This is a genomic window from Echinicola strongylocentroti (assembly GCF_003260975.1).
GTDB lineage: Bacteria > Bacteroidota > Bacteroidia > Cytophagales > Cyclobacteriaceae > Echinicola > Echinicola strongylocentroti.
In genome coordinates, this window is sequence record NZ_CP030041.1 from 305,160 (window position 1) to 327,547 (window position 22,388).

The 22,388-nt window shown below is 41.1% G+C and carries 15 protein-coding genes; 2 read left to right on the top strand and 13 right to left on the bottom strand.

Translation table 11 applies throughout. The annotated features are described in order from the left end of the window. Nucleotides 1–3: 3 nt before the first annotated feature. From DN752_RS01115 to DN752_RS01140, 7 genes are read right to left on the bottom strand one after another with little or no spacing between them, the layout of a single operon-like run. Nucleotides 4–1,497 (bottom strand): sulfatase family protein, encoded by a 1,494-nt coding sequence (locus DN752_RS01115; RefSeq protein WP_112782261.1) that lies wholly within the window; start codon nucleotides 1,495–1,497, stop codon nucleotides 4–6. Nucleotides 1,498–1,509: 12 nt separating this feature from the next. Then, complete coding sequence (locus tag DN752_RS01120; RefSeq protein ID WP_112782262.1) at nucleotides 1,510–2,691, bottom strand: exo-alpha-sialidase; 1,182 nt, start codon at nucleotides 2,689–2,691, stop codon at nucleotides 1,510–1,512. A 58-nt stretch (nucleotides 2,692–2,749) separates the two neighbouring features. Beyond that, a complete protein-coding gene (locus DN752_RS01125) occupies nucleotides 2,750–4,246 on the bottom strand; it encodes a sulfatase (protein WP_112782263.1) in 1,497 nt (498 codons plus the stop codon). A 2-nt stretch (nucleotides 4,247–4,248) separates the two neighbouring features. Then, entirely contained in the window at nucleotides 4,249–5,721 is a 1,473-nt protein-coding gene (locus tag DN752_RS01130; protein WP_112782264.1) for a RagB/SusD family nutrient uptake outer membrane protein, read from the bottom strand. Between the two features lie 11 nt (nucleotides 5,722–5,732). Then, entirely contained in the window at nucleotides 5,733–8,837 is a 3,105-nt protein-coding gene (locus DN752_RS01135) for a SusC/RagA family TonB-linked outer membrane protein (protein WP_112782265.1), read from the bottom strand. Between the two features lie 24 nt (nucleotides 8,838–8,861). Continuing rightward, nucleotides 8,862–9,143 carry a hypothetical protein gene (locus DN752_RS24815; RefSeq protein WP_245949411.1) on the bottom strand — a complete coding sequence of 94 codons (282 nt, stop codon included), beginning with the start codon at nucleotides 9,141–9,143 and terminating at the stop codon, nucleotides 8,862–8,864. Further along, nucleotides 9,098–10,465 carry a fucose isomerase gene (locus tag DN752_RS01140; RefSeq protein ID WP_245949412.1) on the bottom strand — a complete coding sequence of 456 codons (1,368 nt, stop codon included), beginning with the start codon at nucleotides 10,463–10,465 and terminating at the stop codon, nucleotides 9,098–9,100. The genes DN752_RS24815 and DN752_RS01140 overlap by 46 nt, the downstream gene beginning before the upstream one ends. A gap of 226 nt (nucleotides 10,466–10,691) precedes the next feature. On the opposite strand from DN752_RS01140, the gene DN752_RS01145 reads away from it, so the two are divergent. Together DN752_RS01145 and DN752_RS01150 are read left to right on the top strand one after the other, a co-directional pair. Further along, nucleotides 10,692–11,567 (top strand): AraC family transcriptional regulator, encoded by an 876-nt coding sequence (locus tag DN752_RS01145; protein WP_112782266.1) that lies wholly within the window; start codon nucleotides 10,692–10,694, stop codon nucleotides 11,565–11,567. A 108-nt stretch (nucleotides 11,568–11,675) separates the two neighbouring features. Beyond that, nucleotides 11,676–12,743: an IS4 family transposase gene (locus tag DN752_RS01150; RefSeq protein ID WP_112782267.1), complete on the top strand. Its 1,068-nt coding sequence runs from the start codon at nucleotides 11,676–11,678 to the stop codon at nucleotides 12,741–12,743. A gap of 445 nt (nucleotides 12,744–13,188) precedes the next feature. On the opposite strand, the gene DN752_RS01155 is transcribed toward DN752_RS01150, so the two are convergent. From DN752_RS01155 to DN752_RS01180, 6 genes are all read right to left on the bottom strand, one after another. Then, on the bottom strand, nucleotides 13,189–14,106 hold the full coding sequence (locus DN752_RS01155) for a DUF6528 family protein (RefSeq protein ID WP_112782268.1): 918 nt from the start codon (nucleotides 14,104–14,106) through the stop codon (nucleotides 13,189–13,191). A 207-nt stretch (nucleotides 14,107–14,313) separates the two neighbouring features. Then, nucleotides 14,314–16,053: a RagB/SusD family nutrient uptake outer membrane protein gene (locus DN752_RS01160; RefSeq protein ID WP_112782269.1), complete on the bottom strand. Its 1,740-nt coding sequence runs from the start codon at nucleotides 16,051–16,053 to the stop codon at nucleotides 14,314–14,316. 20 nt (nucleotides 16,054–16,073) lie between these two features. Next, on the bottom strand, nucleotides 16,074–19,592 hold the full coding sequence (locus DN752_RS01165) for a SusC/RagA family TonB-linked outer membrane protein (RefSeq protein ID WP_112782270.1): 3,519 nt from the start codon (nucleotides 19,590–19,592) through the stop codon (nucleotides 16,074–16,076). A 116-nt stretch (nucleotides 19,593–19,708) separates the two neighbouring features. Beyond that, nucleotides 19,709–20,680, bottom strand: coding sequence for a FecR family protein (locus DN752_RS01170; protein WP_112782271.1), 972 nt, complete (start codon nucleotides 20,678–20,680; stop codon nucleotides 19,709–19,711). A 91-nt stretch (nucleotides 20,681–20,771) separates the two neighbouring features. Beyond that, a complete protein-coding gene (locus DN752_RS01175) occupies nucleotides 20,772–21,335 on the bottom strand; it encodes an RNA polymerase sigma factor (RefSeq protein WP_112782272.1) in 564 nt (187 codons plus the stop codon). 224 nt (nucleotides 21,336–21,559) lie between these two features. Further along, nucleotides 21,560–22,309, bottom strand: coding sequence for a MepB family protein (locus DN752_RS01180; RefSeq protein ID WP_245949413.1), 750 nt, complete (start codon nucleotides 22,307–22,309; stop codon nucleotides 21,560–21,562). Nucleotides 22,310–22,388: the final 79 nt, after the last annotated feature.

The following is a 22,388-nucleotide window of genomic DNA, read 5'->3' on the forward strand; positions in this document are numbered from 1 at the left end:
TGATTATAATTTGGTTATTGAGTCCAACAGGGGATCGTTGATCTCTTCCATTTTACTTAATATTTTATATGTAAGGTGCTTAATTACATCCCTTATTTCACCCCGCTTCTCTTTTACTAAGTTATTTTTCTCATCAGGGTCCGTTTCAAGATGGTATAATTCATCTCTGCTCGGGTCCTGAAAATCCTTGACCAGCTTCCATTTTTTGGTCCTATATGAGCGCATATGAGCAATACTATAATTGATCATGCTATACTCTGTATAAAGATCATTATCCCAATCATCCACCAATTCCCCTTTCAGGACAGGCACAATGCTTCTTCCTCGCAAAACTTTATCATCAGGCACAGGTATATTCGCCATTTCAAGTATTGTTGGGTACCAATCCAAATTCGTGAAAGTCTTTTTTACTTTAAGATCAGACTGGATGACCCCTGGCCATCGGATCAGAATAGGAACGCGGAGTGATTGATCGTACAAGTTGGGCCTAGAATTTTTCGCCAAATTGTCTGTAGCAGGATGAGCACTCTTGGTAATCCAATATCCGTTACCTTTGTGTTCTATTCCGTTATGTCCCATATTATATCCATGATCTGAAGTAAAGATCACTATCGTATTTTCATACAATCCTATTTCTTTTAGCTTCTTCATTAGCTTCCCTACATTTCTATCTACCCCTGAAGCACTTGCCAAATATTCCTTCATTCTGGATTTAACTCTTTCAGTGTCTAAATCAGGATAGTCTGGATGAGGGACCTTCATTTCCAAGTTTCCATATGGCTCCCAGTCTTCCTCTGCTACAGGCAACCATTTGCTGTGAGGAGACCGATAATGGACACTTAACAAAAAAGGAGTATTTTTATGATCATCGATAAATTTCAGGGTCCTGTTGGTCAAGATATCTACCGTCAGTCCTTCCATTTTATGAATCTCCCCATTTTCTTCCAAATTTGGATCCACTGGTGCCTCCCCTCCTCCTGTAAGCCCCATAAAGTACTCATAACCTTGATTTGTTGGATGAAATTTCCTGTCCTTACCCAATTCTGTCCAGTCTCCCAAATGCCATTTTCCAATCAAACCAGTTCGATAACCTTTGTCCCGTAAAACCTCTGCAAAAGTGATATTTCCTGGATCTAGCCCATTTGTTTTTTCAGGGTTGTAGAGCTTATGCCCTGGCTGGGGGATAAAATCCAAAATGCCCAATTCCGAAGCATATTGACCGGTCATCAATGTCGCTCGTGAAGGACTGCATACAGGAGTGGTGACAAATGCATTTTCAAAAAAAGCACCTTCTGAAGCCAACTTATCCAAGTTTGGACTATGAGCCTGATCATTGCCCGCAGCCTTTAAGGTCCAGTAGGCTAGATCATCGGCAAGTATAAATAAAACATTAGGCTTCCTTATTTTTCCATTGGGCTCATTTGAATAAGAACTTACACAAATGAGCCATAGCGTCATTGTTAAAGAAATAACAAGGCCCTTTTTAAATGATGTCATAGGATTAATTATTTAAAGCATTTTTCTGAATTTCCTGATACGGTGGAAGGTAAGGTAGTTGGCATCATGATTGTTTCTAGCTCCATCTCCTCCATCATCATATGCCGTACGTGAAACGAAAATGATATCCTTTCCCTCAAAAAGAAAATCAACATATTGAAACCCATGTTTAGCAACATCCTCATGCTCCAATAAGACTTTCTCCATTGTCCAATTTTTAAGGTCCCTAGAAGAAAAAAGTGCCTGTGTATTTCTAATACCTGCTGGATTCTTTCCCAAATTCTCTTCTTTGACCTTTTCTGGAATATGATTGGCTATGGTCCAATAATGTTGACTGATCGAATCATACAAGATGGTAAATTTTTTACTCCCGCCATCAAATGGAATAAACCCTAAATCATCATTAAAACTTGCTTCCCTTCCATTCGAGGATATTTTAACCATTGCAGCCTTTTCTGTCGCAGTTGACCGATCATCCACTCTTAATATATCCCAAAGCTGTCCACTTTGATCAACAACTGCATTTCCTTCCAGCCAGCCTCCAAAATTCCCATCCAAATAAGTAGAATCATAGTAAAGGACATTACTTGCAGTCCAGGAGTCAGCTTTTAATAGATCTGCATCAACAGGAACTGAAAGCATCATAGCTCCATATCTTTTGCCCCACTTTTTTACAGGTCCCATAGCGCTCTCCATTGCCCTCCATAGTTTACCGTTGTACTCTATTACTGGCATCGGTGCACAATGGTACTCTCCTTCTAAAAGCAATCCATTGTTTCTATTAGTTGGCGCTGTCCATGTACTCCCCATATCTGTTGACATCCGAATAATAGTATTCCCGTGATGTCTATCGGTCCCCATGAAATATACATTTCCTTTATGTGTAAAAAGTTTTGACCAAAAAGCCCCCTTTATGGTAGCCACTACCCTCCAACTCTTCCCTTTATTGGTAGACCTATAGATATGGGAAGTAGCCTTGACATGTTCATTGGATTCCGGCCCAAAAAAATCATGGGACGCTAAATAGCTTCCATCAGGAAGCACTGCTATACTAGGCGACCCTATATATTTCCCACTGGATTGCGGGCTATACGCTATAATACTACCCGGCACCTTCGAATGATTTACTTTCTGTGGAAATACTTCGGTTACAGAAAATAGGGCCAACACTGTTGTGATGAATAAATATTTCATAGATATAAGTGAATTAAATAATCAAATTCTGTAAATAAAGCGGAAAACATTATAAAAATTACCACGCCGTTCTCTTCTTTGGAATCCTGGCATTAACTTGACTTAAATGCTTTTGCATGTTTTTGAAAAGCTGTTTTCTTATGTGAGGCTTCTCTTTACCAATATCAATTGATTCTGAAGGATCAGTTTTAACATTGTAAAGCTCTATCCTATCATCCTCATAGAAATAGACCAGCTTGTAATCTTCTTCCCTCCATGCTGAATGAGGTTCTGTTTGGCTTTTAAAACCATCTGCTACCCCAATATGTATAGGTGCTTCAAAGAACTCCTCGCCTTCAGGATGATAATATGGAAAATGCCAAGACAAGGTTCTTGATGTTTTATGTGAACCGTTGCCAGTCAAAAGAGGTAATAATGAAACTCCATCCAAATCTTTAGGTTTATTTTCAGAAGCAGCCAAATCCATAAATGTTGGCATAAAGTCAAGTTGTGAAATGATTTGATCACAAACTGAGCCTTCCTTAATTTTGCCAGGCCAAGATATGATCATCGGCACCCTTATCCCTCCTTCATAGAGGTTCCATTTGCTACCTCTGAAGGGTCCATTATCTGCAATTTCAGGATTTCCACCATTATCAGAAGTAAAAATAACCAGTGTATTTTCACTTTCACCTGTTTGTTCCAATGCAGCTACTATCTTACCTACATAATGGTCCATTAGTGCTATGTTAACAGCATAATAAATCACCTCTTCCCTAGTTCCAGCTGGATATTTCTCTTTATACTTTTTGTAGAGCCATGGAATGTTTTTTTTCAAAGGTGTATGAACAAAGTAGAAACTCGACATTAGAAAAAAAGGTGAGTCATGCTCTTTTTTAATAAACTCAATGGATTTTTCTGTCAGTTCATCCACTGGAAATTCGTCATCCGGCACCATCTCCTGTCTACCATTAGCATATGGGTGGACACCAAAGGTTTCAGCTGTATAATCGAAGCCCTGTTGCTTAGGACCATGTGTCAAACTCCATCCTTTATAAACCTGATGATGAGCTGCTACATGCCATTTCCCAACTAAGCCTGTCTTATACCCCTCGCTTTTCAACGCTTCTGCTAGTGTAATTTCCTTCAACGGAAGGTTAAGCATATAAGGAGGAGGAACTAATGGCAATCCCTTAAATTTATCCAACCACTTGGGATCATCCCATCCAAAATCATCTTCTGGATATTTTGTCACAAATTCAAATCCGACTCTAGCAACATCTTTTCCTGTCAGCATAGCAGCCCGGGATGGCGAACAAAGTGGAGCTGGTGCATAGGCCTGAGTAAAAGTCATCCCTCTTTTTGATAATATGTCCAAATTTGGTGTTTCGACGATTGTATTTCCATAAGGAGCTACGTCTCCATAACCTAGGTCATCTACATAAATAAGCAAAATATTGGGAGGCGCTAGATCAGATTGTAACTGATCATTAGCCCAAACGTTTATTTGCAACAAACCTATACAAAAGTATGCCGACAAAGTCCCCAACATCATTTTATCAGTAAGTATCCTCATTCTTAATATCCTTCATTTTGTTCAAGAAGAGGATTGGCATCCATTGTAGCAAATGGAATAGGATACCTCACATGGTGCGGCTGGGCATTGGTAATTCCTCTTTCTTGAGCATTGGAAATCAATTTCCCCATACGAATCAAATCCAACCTTCTTTTACCTTCGGAATAAAATTCCCATCCTCTTTCTTTCAAAATATGGTCTCGAAGCGCTTCTTTCGAAGAAAACTGACTTAAAGATAAATCCTCAAGATCGGCCCTTTCCCGTACTTGGTTAATCAAGTCAAGAGCTTCTTGGGATGGTCCATTCAGCTCATTTAAAGCTTCTGCCCTACTTAATAAAATATCAGCATACCTAATTTCAGGAATATCATTTCCAAAGGAAGCATTGATACCATCTGGGTCAGGCCAATACTTGAAAGATCTAGTGTTGTCTTCATCATCCAGCAAATTGATCAACTCACCATCGTTATTGATATATTCAGTCAAGATGAGATCCTTTCTTTCATCTCCATCTTCAAAAGAGTAATAGAATTGATCTCGGATTCTACTCTCATTGGGCCAATTCCTCCAGGCATTCGAAAATTCCAAACCAGTGCGAGGGTCTTTAGCAAAGCCCTCAGGAAAAGCCGTATTCATCCATGAATTAGAAGCTCTCCTATCGGCACTAGTTTTGGCTGGTCTTACCCATATCAATTCTTCATTTTGTTCATTTTCTACCTTGAACAAATCTTCATATTCAGGAAACAAGCTGTAGTTCCATTGGTCGATAATATCCTCTGACATATCTGCAGCCTTTTGCCACTGCTTTGAATTCAGGTAATAAATCACCAACCAGCCTTGGGCAGCTGCTTTATGAGCCCTTCCATAGGCAATCTCATTTCCTGGATTGGGTAGCTTCGAAATAGAGAATAGAAGTTCAGATTCCATAAATGAATTTATCTCCTCCTCTGATGCACGAGGTAGTTGAAGCTCTTGATCAGTAGAAGTTCTTAACGGAACCGGTCCAAATTTATAATACAGTTTAAGGTAACAAGTAGCTCTTAAAAACCTCGCTTCGGCTTCGTAAAGTGATTTATTACTATCGCTGGCCTCCAATTGGCCCAAGGATTCCAAGACTTGGTTGGCATTTCTAATTGCTCGATAGGGATAATCCCAGTTTTGTCCTTGCAATAATCCGACAGTCGCATCCCATGTGTAATTAATATATTGCAGGGCCGTTGCATGGACGCCATCACCTGTTTGATGAGCAATGTCTGTAATCCATTCATCTTGCGCGAATGTATAGATTGAGTTATTAGAAATCATATTAGAAGCTGAAGCATAAGTTGCTCCCAGTAATGATTCTACCCCTTCTCTGGTTTTTAGAAAATTATCAGGTGCCAATTGTGAATAAGGTTGCTCATCTAAATAGCCTTCGCAACCAACCAAACTGAATGTGATTAAGGTTAATCCTATGTTCTTGATTATAGATTTCATGTTGTTTTAATTTAAAAGGTTAGACTTATTCCTCCAGTAAAAGTCCTTGATACTGGATAAGCATTCCAGTCAATTCTGAAATTTGCAGAACCGTTAGGGTTGATGGCAGGATCCATACCTGAATAATCAGTTAGGGTAAAGAGATTTTGTCCAGTCATGTAAAATTGCACTGACCGAAAAGTCTTACCATTAACTGGCAGGTTATAACTCAATCTAACTGTGCTCAACCTTAAGTAGGAAGCATCTTCTACTGTCTTTGAATTTACCCGTTTTTCTCCTTGGGAACTTGTTCTTACAAAAGAAGGATATTCATTGGTTGGATTTTCAGGCGTCCATCTATTTAAAAGGGGTTCTGCATACCTATTTCTGCGAACACCCGCAGGAAAATAAGTATCTATTAGACCATTATTGAGCATCTTCGCTCCTTGCACTCCTTCAATAAAAACATAGAGCTCTAAGTTCTTGTGCTTTAAAGTATTTCCTAGAGACCAGATGAGATCAGGGAAAGAATTCCCTAAAACTACTCTGTCATCAGAATTGACTACTCCATCCCCGTTCACATCTTTGTATTTAACATCCCCAGGTTGAACAGCATCTTCTGTTACGTCATAATCATCTCCCTCTTGCCAAACGCCCAATACTTCATAACCATAAAATGATTCCAACGGGAGTCCCTCTTCAATAATGGCGATTTGGTTCGTTGCCCCTGCACTTCCAGTTACAATCCTATTAATTCCTCCAAGGTCTGTCACCTTGTTTTTCACTGTGGTTAGGGCAATATTAGTCAACCAAGAAAACTTAGGATTTGTTATGTTTCTTGATGTCAATCCAAATTCCCATCCGGAATTTTGAATCCCTCCGATATTTGTCAGTTGGGAAGTAAAGCCGCTTGATCTAGGAATTGGCAACGAAAGCAGCATATCAGATGTGTTTTTCACATACCAATCCAAGCTTCCATACAGTCGATCATCCCAAAGGCCATAGTCTAATCCGAAATTGATTTGTTCAGTGGTTTCCCATCTTAAATCCGGATTAGCGATCCTTGCTGGTTGTGTCGTTGTATATTGCTGATCATTGTAAACGACCACTGGTCCATTGCCAAATGTTGAGATAGACCTGTAATTTCCTATTTCTTGGTTACCAGTTCTCCCCCAGCTTGCTCTAAATTTCATGGTACTGAACAATACTGAAAGTGGTGTAAAAAAATTTTCTTGATTCACCTTCCAGCCAAATGCAAAGCTTGGAAAATATCCAAATTTATTGTTTTGACCAAAACGAGAAGACCCATCTGCTCTAATAGACCCTGTTAGAAGATATTTATTCTTTAGTGAATAATTTACTCTGGCTAAGTAGGATAACAAGGTATTATCCACTTTTGAACTCGAAATAACATTCAACGCAGGATTGCCTAGTCCAAGATTGTTTGTTTGTGTGGCATCTGATGGAAATCCTCTCCCCTCTGCAGAAAAACGTGAAACAATAAATTTCTGTGTAGTTACACCCACCACCGCTCTAAGGGAGTTTTCACCTATATCCTTTGCATAATTCAGCAAACCTTCAATCAAATAATTGGATGATGTACCCTGGAGCTGAGAGGCTATTCCTCCTGCAGCATTGCCATCCAAAGTAGAACGATCAATATAAAACTCTCTAACTTGGTTGGACACATCTCCACCTATGTTCAACTTCGCACTTAAGCCAGGTAATATTTTATATTCACCGTAAATCGTTCCAAAAGTCCTGTATGTATTTCCTGTTCCACGCTTACCATTTGCCAATGCCAATGGATTATCAATATTAATATGAGAAGAAATAACGTACTCCCCGTTTTCATCTTTAATGGGTAAAGAAGGATCCATATGCATTGCAGCAAACACAACTCCCGCATGTTCATTTAGCTGGAATCCCCCAGGTGTAAACTCATCTTTGGAATAATTGGAACTCATGTTCAGCCCCATTTTAAATTTTTCGGATGCCTGATGCTCCAAGTTGAACCGTATTCCGTATCTCTTAAATCCAGAGTTGATTACCAATCCCTTTTGGTCAAAATAATTGAGGGAAACCATATAGTTCGTTGACTCATTTCCTCCAGACATCGACAGATTATGACTCTGTATCCCTGCATTGGGTTGATAAACTTCCTCCAACCAATCGGTACCTGTTCCTGAAAAATCCTCGACCCTATCCTGTTCGCTACCTCCCCCTTCATCTATTATTGCATTTATCACACCATAATATTGTCTTCCTGTAAGCATTTCTATTTTATTGGCTACATTTTGGACACCAGCATAACCGTCATAATTTACCGACATCTTTCCTTTTTCGCCATTCTTGGTTGTCACCAAAATAACTCCATTGGCACCTCTAGCACCATATATAGCTGTAGCACTAGCATCTTTTAGGACTTCTATAGATTCTATATCCGCTGGGTTAATGGAAGATAATGGAGACCTCTGAGTTCTTGGAGCTCCAAATCGATCTCCAACCCCGGTTACAGCGTTAGAATTACTAAATGGCAAACCATCAATAACATATAAGGGACTATTTCCTGAATTAACTGATCCAACTCCCCTAATATTTACAGAAATCCCTCCCCCTGGCTCTGCGCTGTTTTGAACAACTTGGACACCTGGCATTTTTCCTGCAATCAGCTGTTCTGCGGATGTAATTACACCTGGATTAAAATCATCTTTTTTTAATGCCGTTACTGCCCCGGTAAGATCACTTTTCTTTACTGTACCATAGCCTACAACTATCACCTCATCTAGCGAAGAGATATCTTCTGATAAAGTAACATCAACTTGATTACTATTACCGATACTGATTTCCTTCTTTTCGAACCCGATCATCGAAAAGACCAATGTATTGTTAGAACCATCAGGAACTCTGATTGAAAAGTTTCCATCTATATCGGTGATGGTTCCTTTTTGACTTCCTTTTAACACTACATTGACTCCAGGAAGCCCTAAGTTATCTGAATCTGATATAACTGTCCCTGAAATCGTCCGGTCTTGAAATCCATATGCGCTTTGACCTAACAACAGTCCCAAAAAGCACAGTATTCTTGATAACCACAGGAAACAATTCCGTGGAATTAGGTAAATTTTGATTTTCATAGTTATTTATGGGTTAGTTAATTATTATATATTTCCGCAAAACTGAACCTTTATACCTAGAGCATCCAGAGCTGATGCCTTGAGATATGCAGCTTCAACAGTCGATTCTATAGATTCACCATAGGCTACTTGAATATGATTGGCTTGATGCTTTGCCATCATTTGATTTCTGGAAATTCCGGGTAATACTACATTCATTATAGGCCATTGGGGAGTAGTATTTTCCCATCTTCTTTGAGTTTCGCTCAGTGGCAATGCTACTACCTCCCCAATTCCAATATCACAAAAAAGCGTCTCGTCTTCCATGTATATCCGGCTCCAAACAATATTTCCAGGTTTACTAATACCTTTGAGACTCCCCCCCCTTTTTTAAAATACATTGGAGGTTGTCTTTCACTGGAAGCTCCCTTATATTCATTGATAAAATGGGCAGGTGGTGCTGCACCTGAAATAAGGAAAACCCATACGAACTCACTTCTACCATCAAATTCAATCTCCTCTCCCCATCTTATATCATGTAAGGTATTCTCAGGCGGTAAGCCCTGGATTTCCCATAGCTTGGTAGTAATCAAACCATCCAATCCCGCACATTCGTCTACTTCATTAAAATGTGGGAGGGATTTACCCTTGAAAAGTTCCTCACCATTTTTTCCAAAAACTGGAGGTCTAGATACATTATTGAGCAATCCTTCAGCCAAATCACTTGCAGCAACTAAATCCTTTAAACCTTGTTGGTATTGTATACCTATGACATCACAACCAAATTCATCTGCTATTCTAACGGCAGCAATATACATTTTACATTGCTCTAGGGTCTGTTCCTGAGTAAGTTCAGTAAGTGGGTTTTCACCCCATTCAAATTGCATCCCCTCATTTTTAAGCCATGTCAATATCCTATAAGCGTCATCATCAACAACCCTACTCATCTCTGCAAATAATGCCGATTGACTTAATCTTTCCTTAAAAACACCTAGCTTATGTAAATTGGAGTCTGGTATAATGGCATTGAACATTCCCATGCAGCCTTCATCAAAAACCCCCATAATAGCCTGCTCTTTTTTGAAATTATTGGCGAATAACCTTCCTTTAGAAACCAATTCAGCGGGAATTACGATTTCACTTAGTTTTTTAACGTGACTTTTATCATGTTCAATCTTCCCTGTTCCGAGCCACTCTTTTAATTTTTCAATAAAAAATGAATCAGTAAAATCCTTGCTCCATAGGCAACTATGTTCAATCCCGGCCTTAGTCAAAGATCCTTTTAAATTAAGTGCTCCTACTAGTCCACTAGACTTCCCATCCCAGTTTGCTAATACTAAAATTGGGGCATTATGGCTATATAGACCTGGTAACACATGATGAGTATATTGCCAAACACTTTCTGCAACAATGATGGGAGTTGTTGGGTCTAGGGTCTTAAAAACCTTCATACCCATCCTCTGAGAATCAATAAATCCATGCTGCATTTCTTTATTATAAGGGTGTCCCCTTTCGACTTCCCATCCCAATTCTTTCAATGTACTTGAAAGAAGCTCTTCCATTTTACTCTGGAATGTCCAACCAACTTGGTTAGCAGATATCCTTAGATCACCACTTGCCACCACATATACTCTATTTGCTGACTTCATGTATTTTATTTTGAGTTCACTAAATATTATATACAAAGGTCAATAAATGGTCTAGACTGATCTTGGTTATTCTTATCTAAAAATTATACTATATTAGCATTTATCATAATTCGTTTATTTACGAATTACACAATACTTACAATAACATTGTTGTTGATTACACAATAATAACGACCATAAATTATCACAAATTCAAAACAACTCTCTAAACCCATAAAAACTTAAAATGAAACCTCATTTTCACAAAATCCCAATAACTAATTCTAACTCTTTCAGTATTCGACATGATATCAAACCTAATTTTGGAACACTTTGGCATTATCACCCAGAATTAGAGCTGCACTATATTGTTAAAGGCGAAGGGATACAGTATATAGGTGATAATATCAGTTCATTTTCAAGTGGCGACATGATTTTTCTCGGCCAAAACCTTCCCCATACTTGGAGATGTCATGAGGACTATTTTGTTACAGGTTCCGGAAAAAATATTGAAGCTTATATTCTTCAATTTCATCCGGATTGTTTTGGAAAGGATTTTTTTCAATTGCCAGAGACTTATACTATTCCTAAATTATTTGAAAAGGCTAAACATGGATTAAATATAACAGGAGAGACAAAAAGAAAATTGGAAAGGTATATGCAACTTGCTGTTAAGGCTGAAAATCTGGATAGATTGATACATCTATTACAAATAATAAAAACGTTGAGTGAAACCAATGAATATAATACCATTGCTCCAGGCTATGCTTTTAGTCACCTATCAAATCTCTCTGAAATGGCTCGCTTGGAAAAGATATATACCTATGTAATGGCACATTATAAAGAAGAAATTTCGCTTGATCAAATAGCCTCTATTGCTCATTTAAGCAAGACTTCATTCTGTAGGTATTTTAAAACAATGACCAACAAAACATTCTATGATTTCCTTATAGAAATAAGAGTTTCTAACTCTTGTAAATTACTTATTGATGATAGATTTCCGATAGAAATAATCTGTTATGAATGTGGGTTCAACAATGTTTCTAATTTCTACAGGCATTTTAAAAAAGTCACAAAACTTACTCCAAATCAATATAAAAACAAGTACTTGGCACGGAAGTAATAGGAGATATATGCATACTTTCAATAGCGTCCTAAATAAAAAATGAGAGGCTCTGTTTTTTGCCCAAAATAGTTATTTTGGGTTTGCACCAAAAAACACGAACCTCTCATGTGTAATATTACATTGTTTTTGCAGATTATTAAAAAGATAGACCGATCAATTTTCAAGAAGTTGGTCAAGGAAAAGGAAACCGATAAGGGCTGCAAGGGATTTGATAGCTGGACGCATCTTGTCTCGATGTTGTTCTGCCATTTTGCCAAGAGCACCTCGGTAAGGGACATTTCCAACGGGCTCCGGTCTGCTACCGGGAACCTTAACCATCTTGGTATTGCCAGAGCCCCCTCCAAATCAAGTATCAGCTATCAGAACAAACGAAGGGATTCGGACCTGTTCAGGGACCTTTACTATTCCCTGCTGGGAAGTTTAGGACAGCAGGCAGCTGTCAAGATGCACACCCTGCTGGAATATGACGGGAAACTCCCTGTTTACGTGAACATTACCGAAGGGAGTGTCGGCGACAATAAAGGAGCTTACGACATCCCCTTGGAAAAGGGGTCGGTGATCGTCGCCGACCGGTATTACAATGACTTCCCCATGCTCAACGCCTGGGACAGCAAAGGGGTGTTCTTCGTGATCAGGCACAAGGGAAACCTTGCTTTCAGCACCGTCGAAGAACGGGAGCTGCCCGAAACTACCGCCCAACATGTGCTCAAAGACGAAGAAATCGAACTGACCAACCCACAATCCAAAACCAAGTATAAGGGAAGGCTCAGAAGAGTGGCCGTGTGGGATGAGGAAAACCAGCAGACCATTAAACTGATCACCAACAACTTTACCTGGGCGGTCCAGACCATTGGAGACCTCTACAAATCAAGATGGGAGATTGAGTTGTTTTTTCGGGGCATCAAGCAGCTATTGCATATCAAAACTTTTATCGGAACCTCTAAAAATGCGGTAATGATCCAGATATGGACTGCTTTGATCACCATCCTACTGATCAAAGTCATGAAGGCAACAGCTAAATCCGGCTGGCACCTGTCCAATCTGGTCGCCTTTATCCGGCTCAATATCTTTGTTAAAATCGAACTGCAAAAATGGCTCGACAACCCTTTTACGGAGCCCGAAAAACCACCCCAGAATATAGTACAGGGGGATCTGTTTGCTAAAACTCCTTAATTAGCCCCCAATTTCCTTTCAAATACAGATTAAAGGCCAAATCAAAATTATTTAGGACAGCATTGTTCTAGTATCTCCTTATTAATCAGTTGTTCTACGCTTGTTTTTTTGAATCTTGGAATGAGCCTTTTATCCCCATCAAATAAAACCAATGCATGAGCAAAAAAAGGCTGCCACTTGGCAGCCTTTTTTTGCGTCAATTTATGTGTGCGTAGCACTGCTACGGTATACCCTGTCCACCCACCGGATAGAACCAAAAGCTAAAGCAAAGTGGCTGATTTGTCAGGGAGGAGGCGTTGAACCAAACTTTCAGCCTGCATGAGGGCAATGCTTTTGGACACTTTCCCTATTGTGTCCTCTGTGCCTAATGTGGTTATCAAATAAGTTAGGCATTTCACGTTACTTTTTTCGATGTCGTGGAATTCGGGTTTAATATCATCAGAGATCAATCCTCCCAATATACCCTCGACTTATATATTTTCACGCTTTCATCCGTCAGTGTATCAGCGGGGTTGGTAAAATAAACATGATGGGTCCACCAACTTATTTCCCCCTTGGTATAGACCAGTTCTTTGGTCCTCGAATGGTAATTGATGGATTTCACATGGCCTACATTCTCCAGTTGGTCGAATGGTGCAAATTCGTTGGTTTGTAAGTTAAATTCCCAAACACTATTGGTAGTTGAAAAAAGCAGCATTTGGTCATTTGTCAAATAGAGATCATGTCCGCTTTCATCAGGTATTTCCCAAGAGGCTATCATTTCCAGTTTCGGGGAGGTACTATCCCACTCTTTCAGCTTGTATTCCCGGAGCTCATCGTACCCCAAGGCAAATAAACTTTCCCGATTCTCTACCCATACCACTCCATGTCCAGAATATAAACTATCGGAATAGAGTACCTTATTTGGCTCCAGCGCATCAAATAATTGGATGGCATTGCCACCGTTGGCGGTGGACAAGGCCACTGCTATCCTTCCTTCAGGCAGGTATTCGGCAGAATGGGCATTGGGCACATGCGCATAAAACAAGGTATTGCCAGTTGACCTTTCTACTAAGGCTGCCCCACCACCTGATGAAGTGATCAATAGCCGATTGTCTCCCACAGGTTTGCACTCATCGTTGGTTTTAAAATAACCGACATACCCCGAAGGCATGTCCTTGGAATTGGCGGCACTCCACTCCCATTCTTTTTGATAACCTCCGTCAGTCCGACTGAATATAAGGACTTTGTCATCCCCACAAACAACTACCTCTCTTACGGAAGAATCTGGACGGATGCTGTTATGTTCGTTGTCAGCTCTACTTACACAGGCAGCAACCAATGTAGAGGCCAAAAATACTAAAATCAATAAGTTCGTTTTCATATATCCATTAGTTAAACCCGGATTATGCGTTAGGAATCGTAGTGAGAGCTGAAATTGCAAGAAAATCAGTTAGTTTGGAGGCATTAGCGTAGCACCGCTACGGTAATGCCGAAAACTAAAGTGAAACGACTGATTTTGAAGCAGTTTCAGGTCGCAACACCTGTGCGCCGTGGCGTAGATAGGCTAATGCATATTCCGGGTTAAATCCTACCATCCAGGATTTTGTTCCAGTTCTGGGTTAAGGGTCAGTTCTTCTGTGGGAATTGGTTTTAGGTACTCGTGATCTTCAAACACGGGGAGAGCGGCGTTATAAGGAACTATACGACCTTGATTATCTTCACTTAGCCCATGGATTTCAGACATTCTGAAATACTGCACCCCTTCGACCTGGTCGGCAGGTGGAGTCTCATCATATTCCAGTACATAGAGATTGGGATTATCATCACCATTTAGATCAATATACTCATGGAGCCCCTTCACATATATACCTTCGTATTCTTTCCTAAACAAATGTCCTTCCTTCCAACGCTTTAAGTCATCAGTCCGAAACCCTTCGAAGGCCAGCTCAACCCTTCTTTCCCTTCTTATTTCCAAAACCAAGGGATCAGAAGTATGGTCGTATATCCCATCCAAAAAACCGTCCACCTGTACGGGTAGGCTCAAGTGTGGTATCCCTACCCTGTCCCTGATAAGGTTTATGGTCTGGTCTACGCCCTCTTGACCGAGCTCTCCAAGTTCCGCTTTGGCCTCGGCATAGTTGAGCAATACCTCTGCATACCTGAAAATAATCACATCACGATAGCCACCACCCTGGTCTTCAATGGGAGGCCCTACTCTCTTATGGATCATATATCCTGTTACATTTTGGGAAAAGTCAGCAACCGCTTCCTCTTCCGTACCTACCCGCACATACCCCGGAGAAACCAACGTTTGGGAAAGTCTGGGATCGCGGTTCTGGAATTCGTTGAAATAGGACATCGTATCCCGCTTTTGGGCTTGGGGATAGGCCTGTTGGAAAGTCCTTCCATCCTTCATCAAGTAGGTGCCTACCAAGTCACGTGTGGCCCCAAAATTCCCGTTTGAAGTGGAAGTGAAAAGCGGAGTGTAATAAAAAGTCTGGGTGTCCGATGAACGTGCCAAAATCACCTCATCGGTATAGGCATCTTTTGGCTGAAAGAGCTCAAAATAATCAGTGTCGGTATTTCCTGTTTGGAATAAGGAATAGGTAGCTGCATCCATGATGGACTTGCTGGCCTCAGCGGCTTCTTCCAGAAATGGATCGCTCTCCGAAAGGGCCGCTTCTGTATGGTACTTTCTCCAGGTCCCCTCATAGAGGCATACCCGGGATTTTAGCGCCAAGGCAGTCCATTTGGATATACGGTTTTTATAGGTTTCTTCTGGAAGGTGTGCTATGGCATAATCCAGGTCTTTCCTCACCGAATCCATTACCAATATTCTTGAATCCCTCGGCTTGTACAAGTCTTCATCATTGGTGTCCAACACCTTTCCATACCATGGCACATCACCAAACTGCCTGACCTTGTCATAGTAGAACCAAGCCCTGAAAAATTTGGCCAGTGCAAGGCTCCTGTTTTTCACATTCCCATCAAGATCAGCACGACTCACATTTTCAATAAAATAGTTGATATCTCGAAGCTGTCCCCAGCTCCATCCTCCGCTACCAAGCGAGGTGGGAATAGAGTAAATCCCTCTTCTTATGGCAGGAGGGTTGCCGATGTGTTCACTGTTGTCACTGGAAAAGTCCTCGGTAATCAGGTCTCGGTCGATGTAACTGTAGAACCCATTGGAATACGTTTCCACGCTGCTTTCGTTGTTCCAGAAATCCTCAGTTTCTCCCAGTTCGGTACCGGGCGTCTGCTCAAGGAAATCATTGTTACATCCCATTAAACTAACTACTACTCCTACTAGCAATACTATATTTTTCATCTTTTTCTACGGTTTTGTTGTTAGAGTTTTACCTGAAGGCCAAATGAGAATACCCTTTGGATGGGGTAAGCGGTTCCTAGACCTACCCTGCTTTCATTGGCATCAGGATCTTTGGACAATCCTTCCGGGTCCAAACTGAAGTGCAGGCCTGTCGTTTCCCAAAGGTTCTGACCTGAAAAGTACAGCCTGATATTACTGATCTTGATTCTTTCGGTCAGCGAGGAAGGAATGGTATAGCCCACCGTCAGGTTTTTGAGTCTAAGGAAGGACGCATCCTGAAGGTACTTGGTCTGGGGTACGCCAAGGTCATTATTTCCCAAGGCCAGGTATCCTTGTGGTCTGGGAAAATAGGCATCTGGATTATCCGGTGTCCAGCGCTCTTCCACAGTATGCTGTAGCATCACTTGGTACTTTCTGTTGTATGGTCCCCAGAAATTCACTGCTTCTGCCCCTGGATAGATGTCTCTTTTGCCTACACCACGGAAAAACACGTTTAGGTCAACACCTTTCCAGGCACCATTAAGAGTGATCCCATATTGATACCTAGGGGTGGTATTGCCGATTTTTTTATAATCCCCCGGATTGTCCAAGGTGCGTTCTCCAAAGTTGATCACTCCATCGCCGTTTACGTCCTGAAATTTGATCGTTCCGGCAGCAGCGTAGGCTTTGTAGGAATTGGTCTCTAGCAGTGCACCGTTCTGGGCTTCTTCATCTGTCTGAAAATACCCTTCAGTGGTCAAGCCCCAAATTTCCCCCAATTGCTGACCCGGATAATAGTCAGCCAAGTAATTGGTCGGGTTATAATAGTCGGTGATTTCGGAATGATAGTCCGATATATTAAATCTTACGCCATAGCTGAAGGGGCTCTTACCCACTTTCTTCGTGTCATTCCACCCAAGATTCAGCTCCCATCCTTGGGTCTTGAGCGATGCAATATTTTCCTTGGGAACGGTAGCTCCAAACACGGAAGGAAGAGACCTGAAATTGGCCAGCATATTATCGGTATTACGCTGGTAAATGTCCAAGGTGGTCGTAAGCCTATTCCTAAAGAAAGTGGCGTCCAGACCAAAATTCATCGTTTCAACGGTTTCCCAAGTAAAATTGGCCGATTTTGGATTTGGGGACGAGGTATAGTTGACCCGCTCTCCCTCCAGCGTATAAGCTGATTGGCTTACGCCCATGATGGGTATATAGTCATAGGAGCCAATATTGGCATTCCCTATGGAGCCATAGGAAACCCTTAACTTAAGGTTATTGACCGTGGAGCGAATATTGTCAAAGAACGATTCCTCTGAGATCCGCCAAGCACCAGAACCTGCAATAAATGCATGTCCCCTGTTTTCTTTGGCGAATTTTGAAGAAAGAAAGTAGCTACCGTTTATTTCCAATAAGTACTTTCCGTCCCAGTTATAGTTTATCCTTGTAAACACACTACGGCTGGAGTTCTTGTCATCGTCATCGCTGACGTTGGCCACACCAGACGCCAGGTTTAATGAGTGCTGGGGAACCTGAAGGGGATACTCCCGGTCGGCGTAGGAATAGAGATAGTTATAGCTTTCTTGGTTGTACCCAGCCATTACCGTCAGGTTATGGAGGCCAAAGGAAGTGTCATAGGTTCCATAGGCATTGATGTTGTTGCGAATGGTCCTCCATCTGCTCCGATAGATCTTGGATGGCCCAGCATCAGCATAATAGTCAAGCACAATATTTCTATTGTTAAATGAATTGGAAAGGTATGGGCCTGTATTGTCCCACCAGCGTAATTTTTCCGTGTTGGTAAATTGATAGGTGCCATCGACATGTAGTTTTAACTTACCGCTAAGAATTTTCCAGTCTACTCCGATGGTTGACTTGGTGTCGTGCATGGTCTGTTCGATGCCAGATTGGTTTTCTACAAACTCCCTATAAAAGCCGATATCGGTTGGGATCATTTCTCCATCGATTTCCACATATTCAGGCATCATAGGGTTGGAGTTTTCTATGAAGCGCCAAACATTGGACGTAAACCCGTAAAGGTATTGGTTGGGGTGTTCTTCATCCCTTTTTACCAAACTTGTACTGTTAAACACCGAAAGGTTTTCGGTTACATTATAAGTAATATTCGATCTAAGGGTATAACGGTTGATCTTTTCCGGCTTGAAGCTGAGTGCTCCTTCTTCATGGTTAAAGTCTCCCGAAAGGTAATATTGGAACTTCTTGTCCTTGCCGCCCACACTGAAGCGGTGGTTTTGCTTTGGTGTAAGGTCCCTAAACCACAGGTCATAATAATTGTACACCTGTCCTCCCAAAAGTAAGTTGGGCCTGCCGCCTATGTTTTCTACTGTAGCATGGGGAAGGGATGGGTCAGCGGCCACTTGCTCGGGATAGGCTATTTGGGCATCGGTAAAATAATTATGGCCAATATTGGCATTGAATTCATTTTCATTGATACTAAGGTAGTCCAAAGGGTTATCGTACAATTCAGGAACCCTTGTCGGTTTGCTAAAACCGAAGTAATTGTCATACCTCACGGACATCGCCTCATTCCCCCTTTTGGTGGTCACTAGGATCACACCAAAAGAAGCACGTGCTCCATAGATGGCCGTAGAAGCTGCATCTTTGAGTACGGAAATTTCTTCAATATCATGGGGAGAGATATTGTTGAGATCGTTCGTCGTCTGTGGTACTCCGTCGATTACGATAAGTGGCCCACCACCATTGATAGAAGTACTTCCTCGGATATTGAAGCCCGCTGCCCTTCCCGGTTTGCCATCGGCAATGTCGACATACACGCCGGGCAATTGTCCCAACAAGGCTTCCCCTATGGTATTGACCTGGAGTGCGGAAAGTGACTTACCTCCGATATTGTCCACGGCACCGCTAAGGTTGACTTTTTTCTGTTCTCCATAACCCACGACCACTACCTCTTCCAAAACCCCTTCTTTTTGGGAAAGCGATATCGTAAACTGGTTCTGGTTGCCAATCTCGATGGTTTTTGACTCATAGCCCAAAAATGAAACGCGGAGACGTTTTGCCTCTCCGTCCACGGTCAACTCAAAGCTTCCGTCCAGGTCGGTGACAGTCCCTCTTGAGCCTCCTTCTACAATGATAGTCCCACCCACAATGGGCTCGTCAGTTTCCGCATCGATGACTTTTCCCTTCAGGGTGCGGTCTTCTTCTACGGATACTTTGCTTGCTCCCTTAGTATTTACAGCGGTGACAAAAATACTATTGTCTATTCTTCTGAACTGAAAATCGCATTGTTCCGTGATTTTCTTCAGGACGGTTCTTAGGTCGGTATCTAGCTTCAGGGTGATTTCTTGTTGGCTTTGAATGACCTTTTGGTTGTAGGCAAACCTAAAGTCCGTTTGGTGTTCAAGTCCAGTTAAAATCTCTACTAGGGAAGCCTTATGGGCATCTACACTTACATGGTAATCGGCTAGTCCCTGACTATTAGAAGTATTGGCCAACAGGGCCTGCAAGCAGACCACTTGAATCAAAAATACCCTAAAAGTGTGTTTGGTTAGAATCACAATTCGTTTACGTAAATTAATTTTCATAATTTTAGGTGTTTATTTCAATAAAATGACGGGGAATAACTTCCCGGTTGTTGGCTGGATTGTTGCCGCAATCCAGCCTTTTTTTTAAGTCAATCTAGTTTTACATAAGCATTTGGTTAGTTTTTACATCCTTGGTAATCAATAATAATACTTCCGTCCTTTTGGATCCTGTAATCAAAATCCACCAATAATTGGAGTTGGCTGAGTAAGTGCTCAATACCGTTGTTTTTACAAGTAGCTCTGATCTGGCAATGGTCATTTTGAAAATTTTCCAATATTATCTCTGTGTGATAATATTGTCTCAATAGCCCTATCGCCTCTTTAAATGATACTTTATCAAATTCTATATATTCTTTTTTCCAATTAAGGACCTGCCCAGCATCTGCCCATTGTTTATTTAATGCGCCGGACGATCGGTGAAAAACAACTGCTTCATCGGGCAACAGGATTGCCTTCTTTTCAGGCTTCGCTGTTTGACTGACCTGAACTTTGCCTGAAACGACCGTGACCATTTCAGTTTGGGATTCATGTGCATTGATGTTAAAGCTGGTCCCCAGCACCTTGGTACTCAAAGAGGATGTTTCCACTATAAAAGGCTTTTGAACGTCCCTTGTTACCTCAAAAAAAGCTTCGCCTTCCAACTTCACCTTACGTTGCTCTCCATTAAATTGCTCAGGAAACGTAATGGCTGAACCTACATTCAAATGGACATTCGTGCCATCGCTAAGGGTGATCGTCGCACGCTGGCTGGCTGTCGTGCGCTTAGTGATCAGTTCGGCTTTAGGAAGTAAGGTGAGGTACTTTCCTGCCAAAAAACCTCCCAGAATAATCAAAGCTAGTACCGCCGCTACTTTGACAAGGGGCTTTAACTTAATAACAGCTGTATTTCTTTTGCCCACAGTCATTTTGGAAGCCAGGTTATTCTCTAATCTTCCCTTGACATCATCCTCAAGACGGTCATTCCATTGTAGGGGCTTTTGGCTGAAGTATATCTTTTTGTAGGCTTGGCGAATGGCCTCTTCCTCCTCTGGAGTAGTTTTTCCCTTGGCCTGTAGTTCAAGTAGTCTCTCAAATTCTCTTTTATTCATGCTGGCTCGTTTTTACACTTCTTTAGTAGCATGAAGTGGCTTAACTACCTGCTCGAATTTGAGGATTTAACAGTTTGGTAATTTGGGGGAGTTATAGGTAAAATACCGTTAATACAAGCACATAATAATGTTGCAAATTAGCTTTAAGGATTTTTTTGGCTTTGTGAAGGTGTCCTTCAACAGTCCGGGGGGATATGTTGAGATTGGAAGCGATTTCCTTAGAAGTATAGCCTTCCTCCTTTTGTAGGTAATAGACCTCCTTACATTTTGGCGGAAGCTTGTCTATGCTGTTTTCTACATACCTGTTCATCTCTTCCAATTCCAGCGGATCGTAAGTCGGCACCTGCACTTCGTATATGCCATCTATGGTTTCCCAGTCCAACTCCCACTTTTTGTTTCTGATCACTGATGACACCTGGTATTTTACTGCAGAATACAGGTAGCTTTTTATATGTGTGACGTCCTTTTCGGGGGCCTTCTCCCATAGGGAAAGAAAAATTTCCTGGACTATATCTTCTGACTGCTCGACATTCTGGAGCATGCGAAAAGTGAACCCAAACATCTTCTTCCAATAACGGTCAAACAGTTCTTGGAAGGCGGAATGGTCTGATTCTTTTATTCTTTCATAGAGTTTTTGATCAGTTACTTCCTTCATTGATGTGGGTTTTAGCATTCCAAATCAAAAGGAAATCCCTTTAAATAGCACTTTTATCCTGTTAAGCAATGTTTAAGTTTTTGGCCGACGCCGGGACTTTCCCAGTGGTGGGGTTTTACTATGCTGATTAGTGCTTGGGGTAAACATTGCTTCATTTAGAAAATAGAACGACGGGCAGGCTATATGCAACCCGAAATATGCATTAGCCTGACGGTTATGGAACGCTAGACAGGTTCACTATCCGCCGCGGCGGATACCTCAATCTCCAAACAACCTGATTGTTTTATTTGATATAGTTTACTCACTTTATCCAAATCAGTCGTTTTATTGATCTCATAAAAGTAACCAAGCTGCCATTGTTGCGTTCTTTTTGCTTGGCTGTTTTGAACTTCATCCCATATTGGATAAACTCTAAAACCTCTTTTTCCGGCTTTACTCTTTGATATAATATAGCCCTTCTTAATTAATTCAGATTTAGGAAACACAAATTGTCCAAAACGCTCGCCTGCCTTTACATTGATTACGTAAAAATCAAACTGATCATTTTCGGAAAAAGGCTCCGTAAAGCCGTTTTGGTTCCTTTTCCAAAACGTCACAAATTGTCCTGCTTTCTTAGGCGTTATTTTAGAGCTTCTGGATATAATCTTCTTTCCATTGAGCTCAAACTGACAAGCATCATATGCTGATCCTTCAAGCTCACTATTCAAATGTGAAATATCAAAAGATAACTTATCGTAGATAGCATTATTAACGTCAAGTAGATGTTGGTTAAAAGCATCAATTCCAGCCATTTGTATTTTGTTTTTTTGATTATACGCTTTCTGGCCAGTAGTTTTTATTTCTCGCCGAACGCACAGAAAACCTAGAATGAAACAACGCTTTTCTGAGATTTCCGTGGTTTCTGTAAGGACATATTTTATATCCCTGTGATTACTGGTATCATGGCGGATATACATATTATTTTTCGCTGCCATATTAGTTTTCAGGACAATCTCGCATAATTCACCGATTGATTTGTGTAAAAATAGTAGCGCTGCTTCATTCTAGGAATTT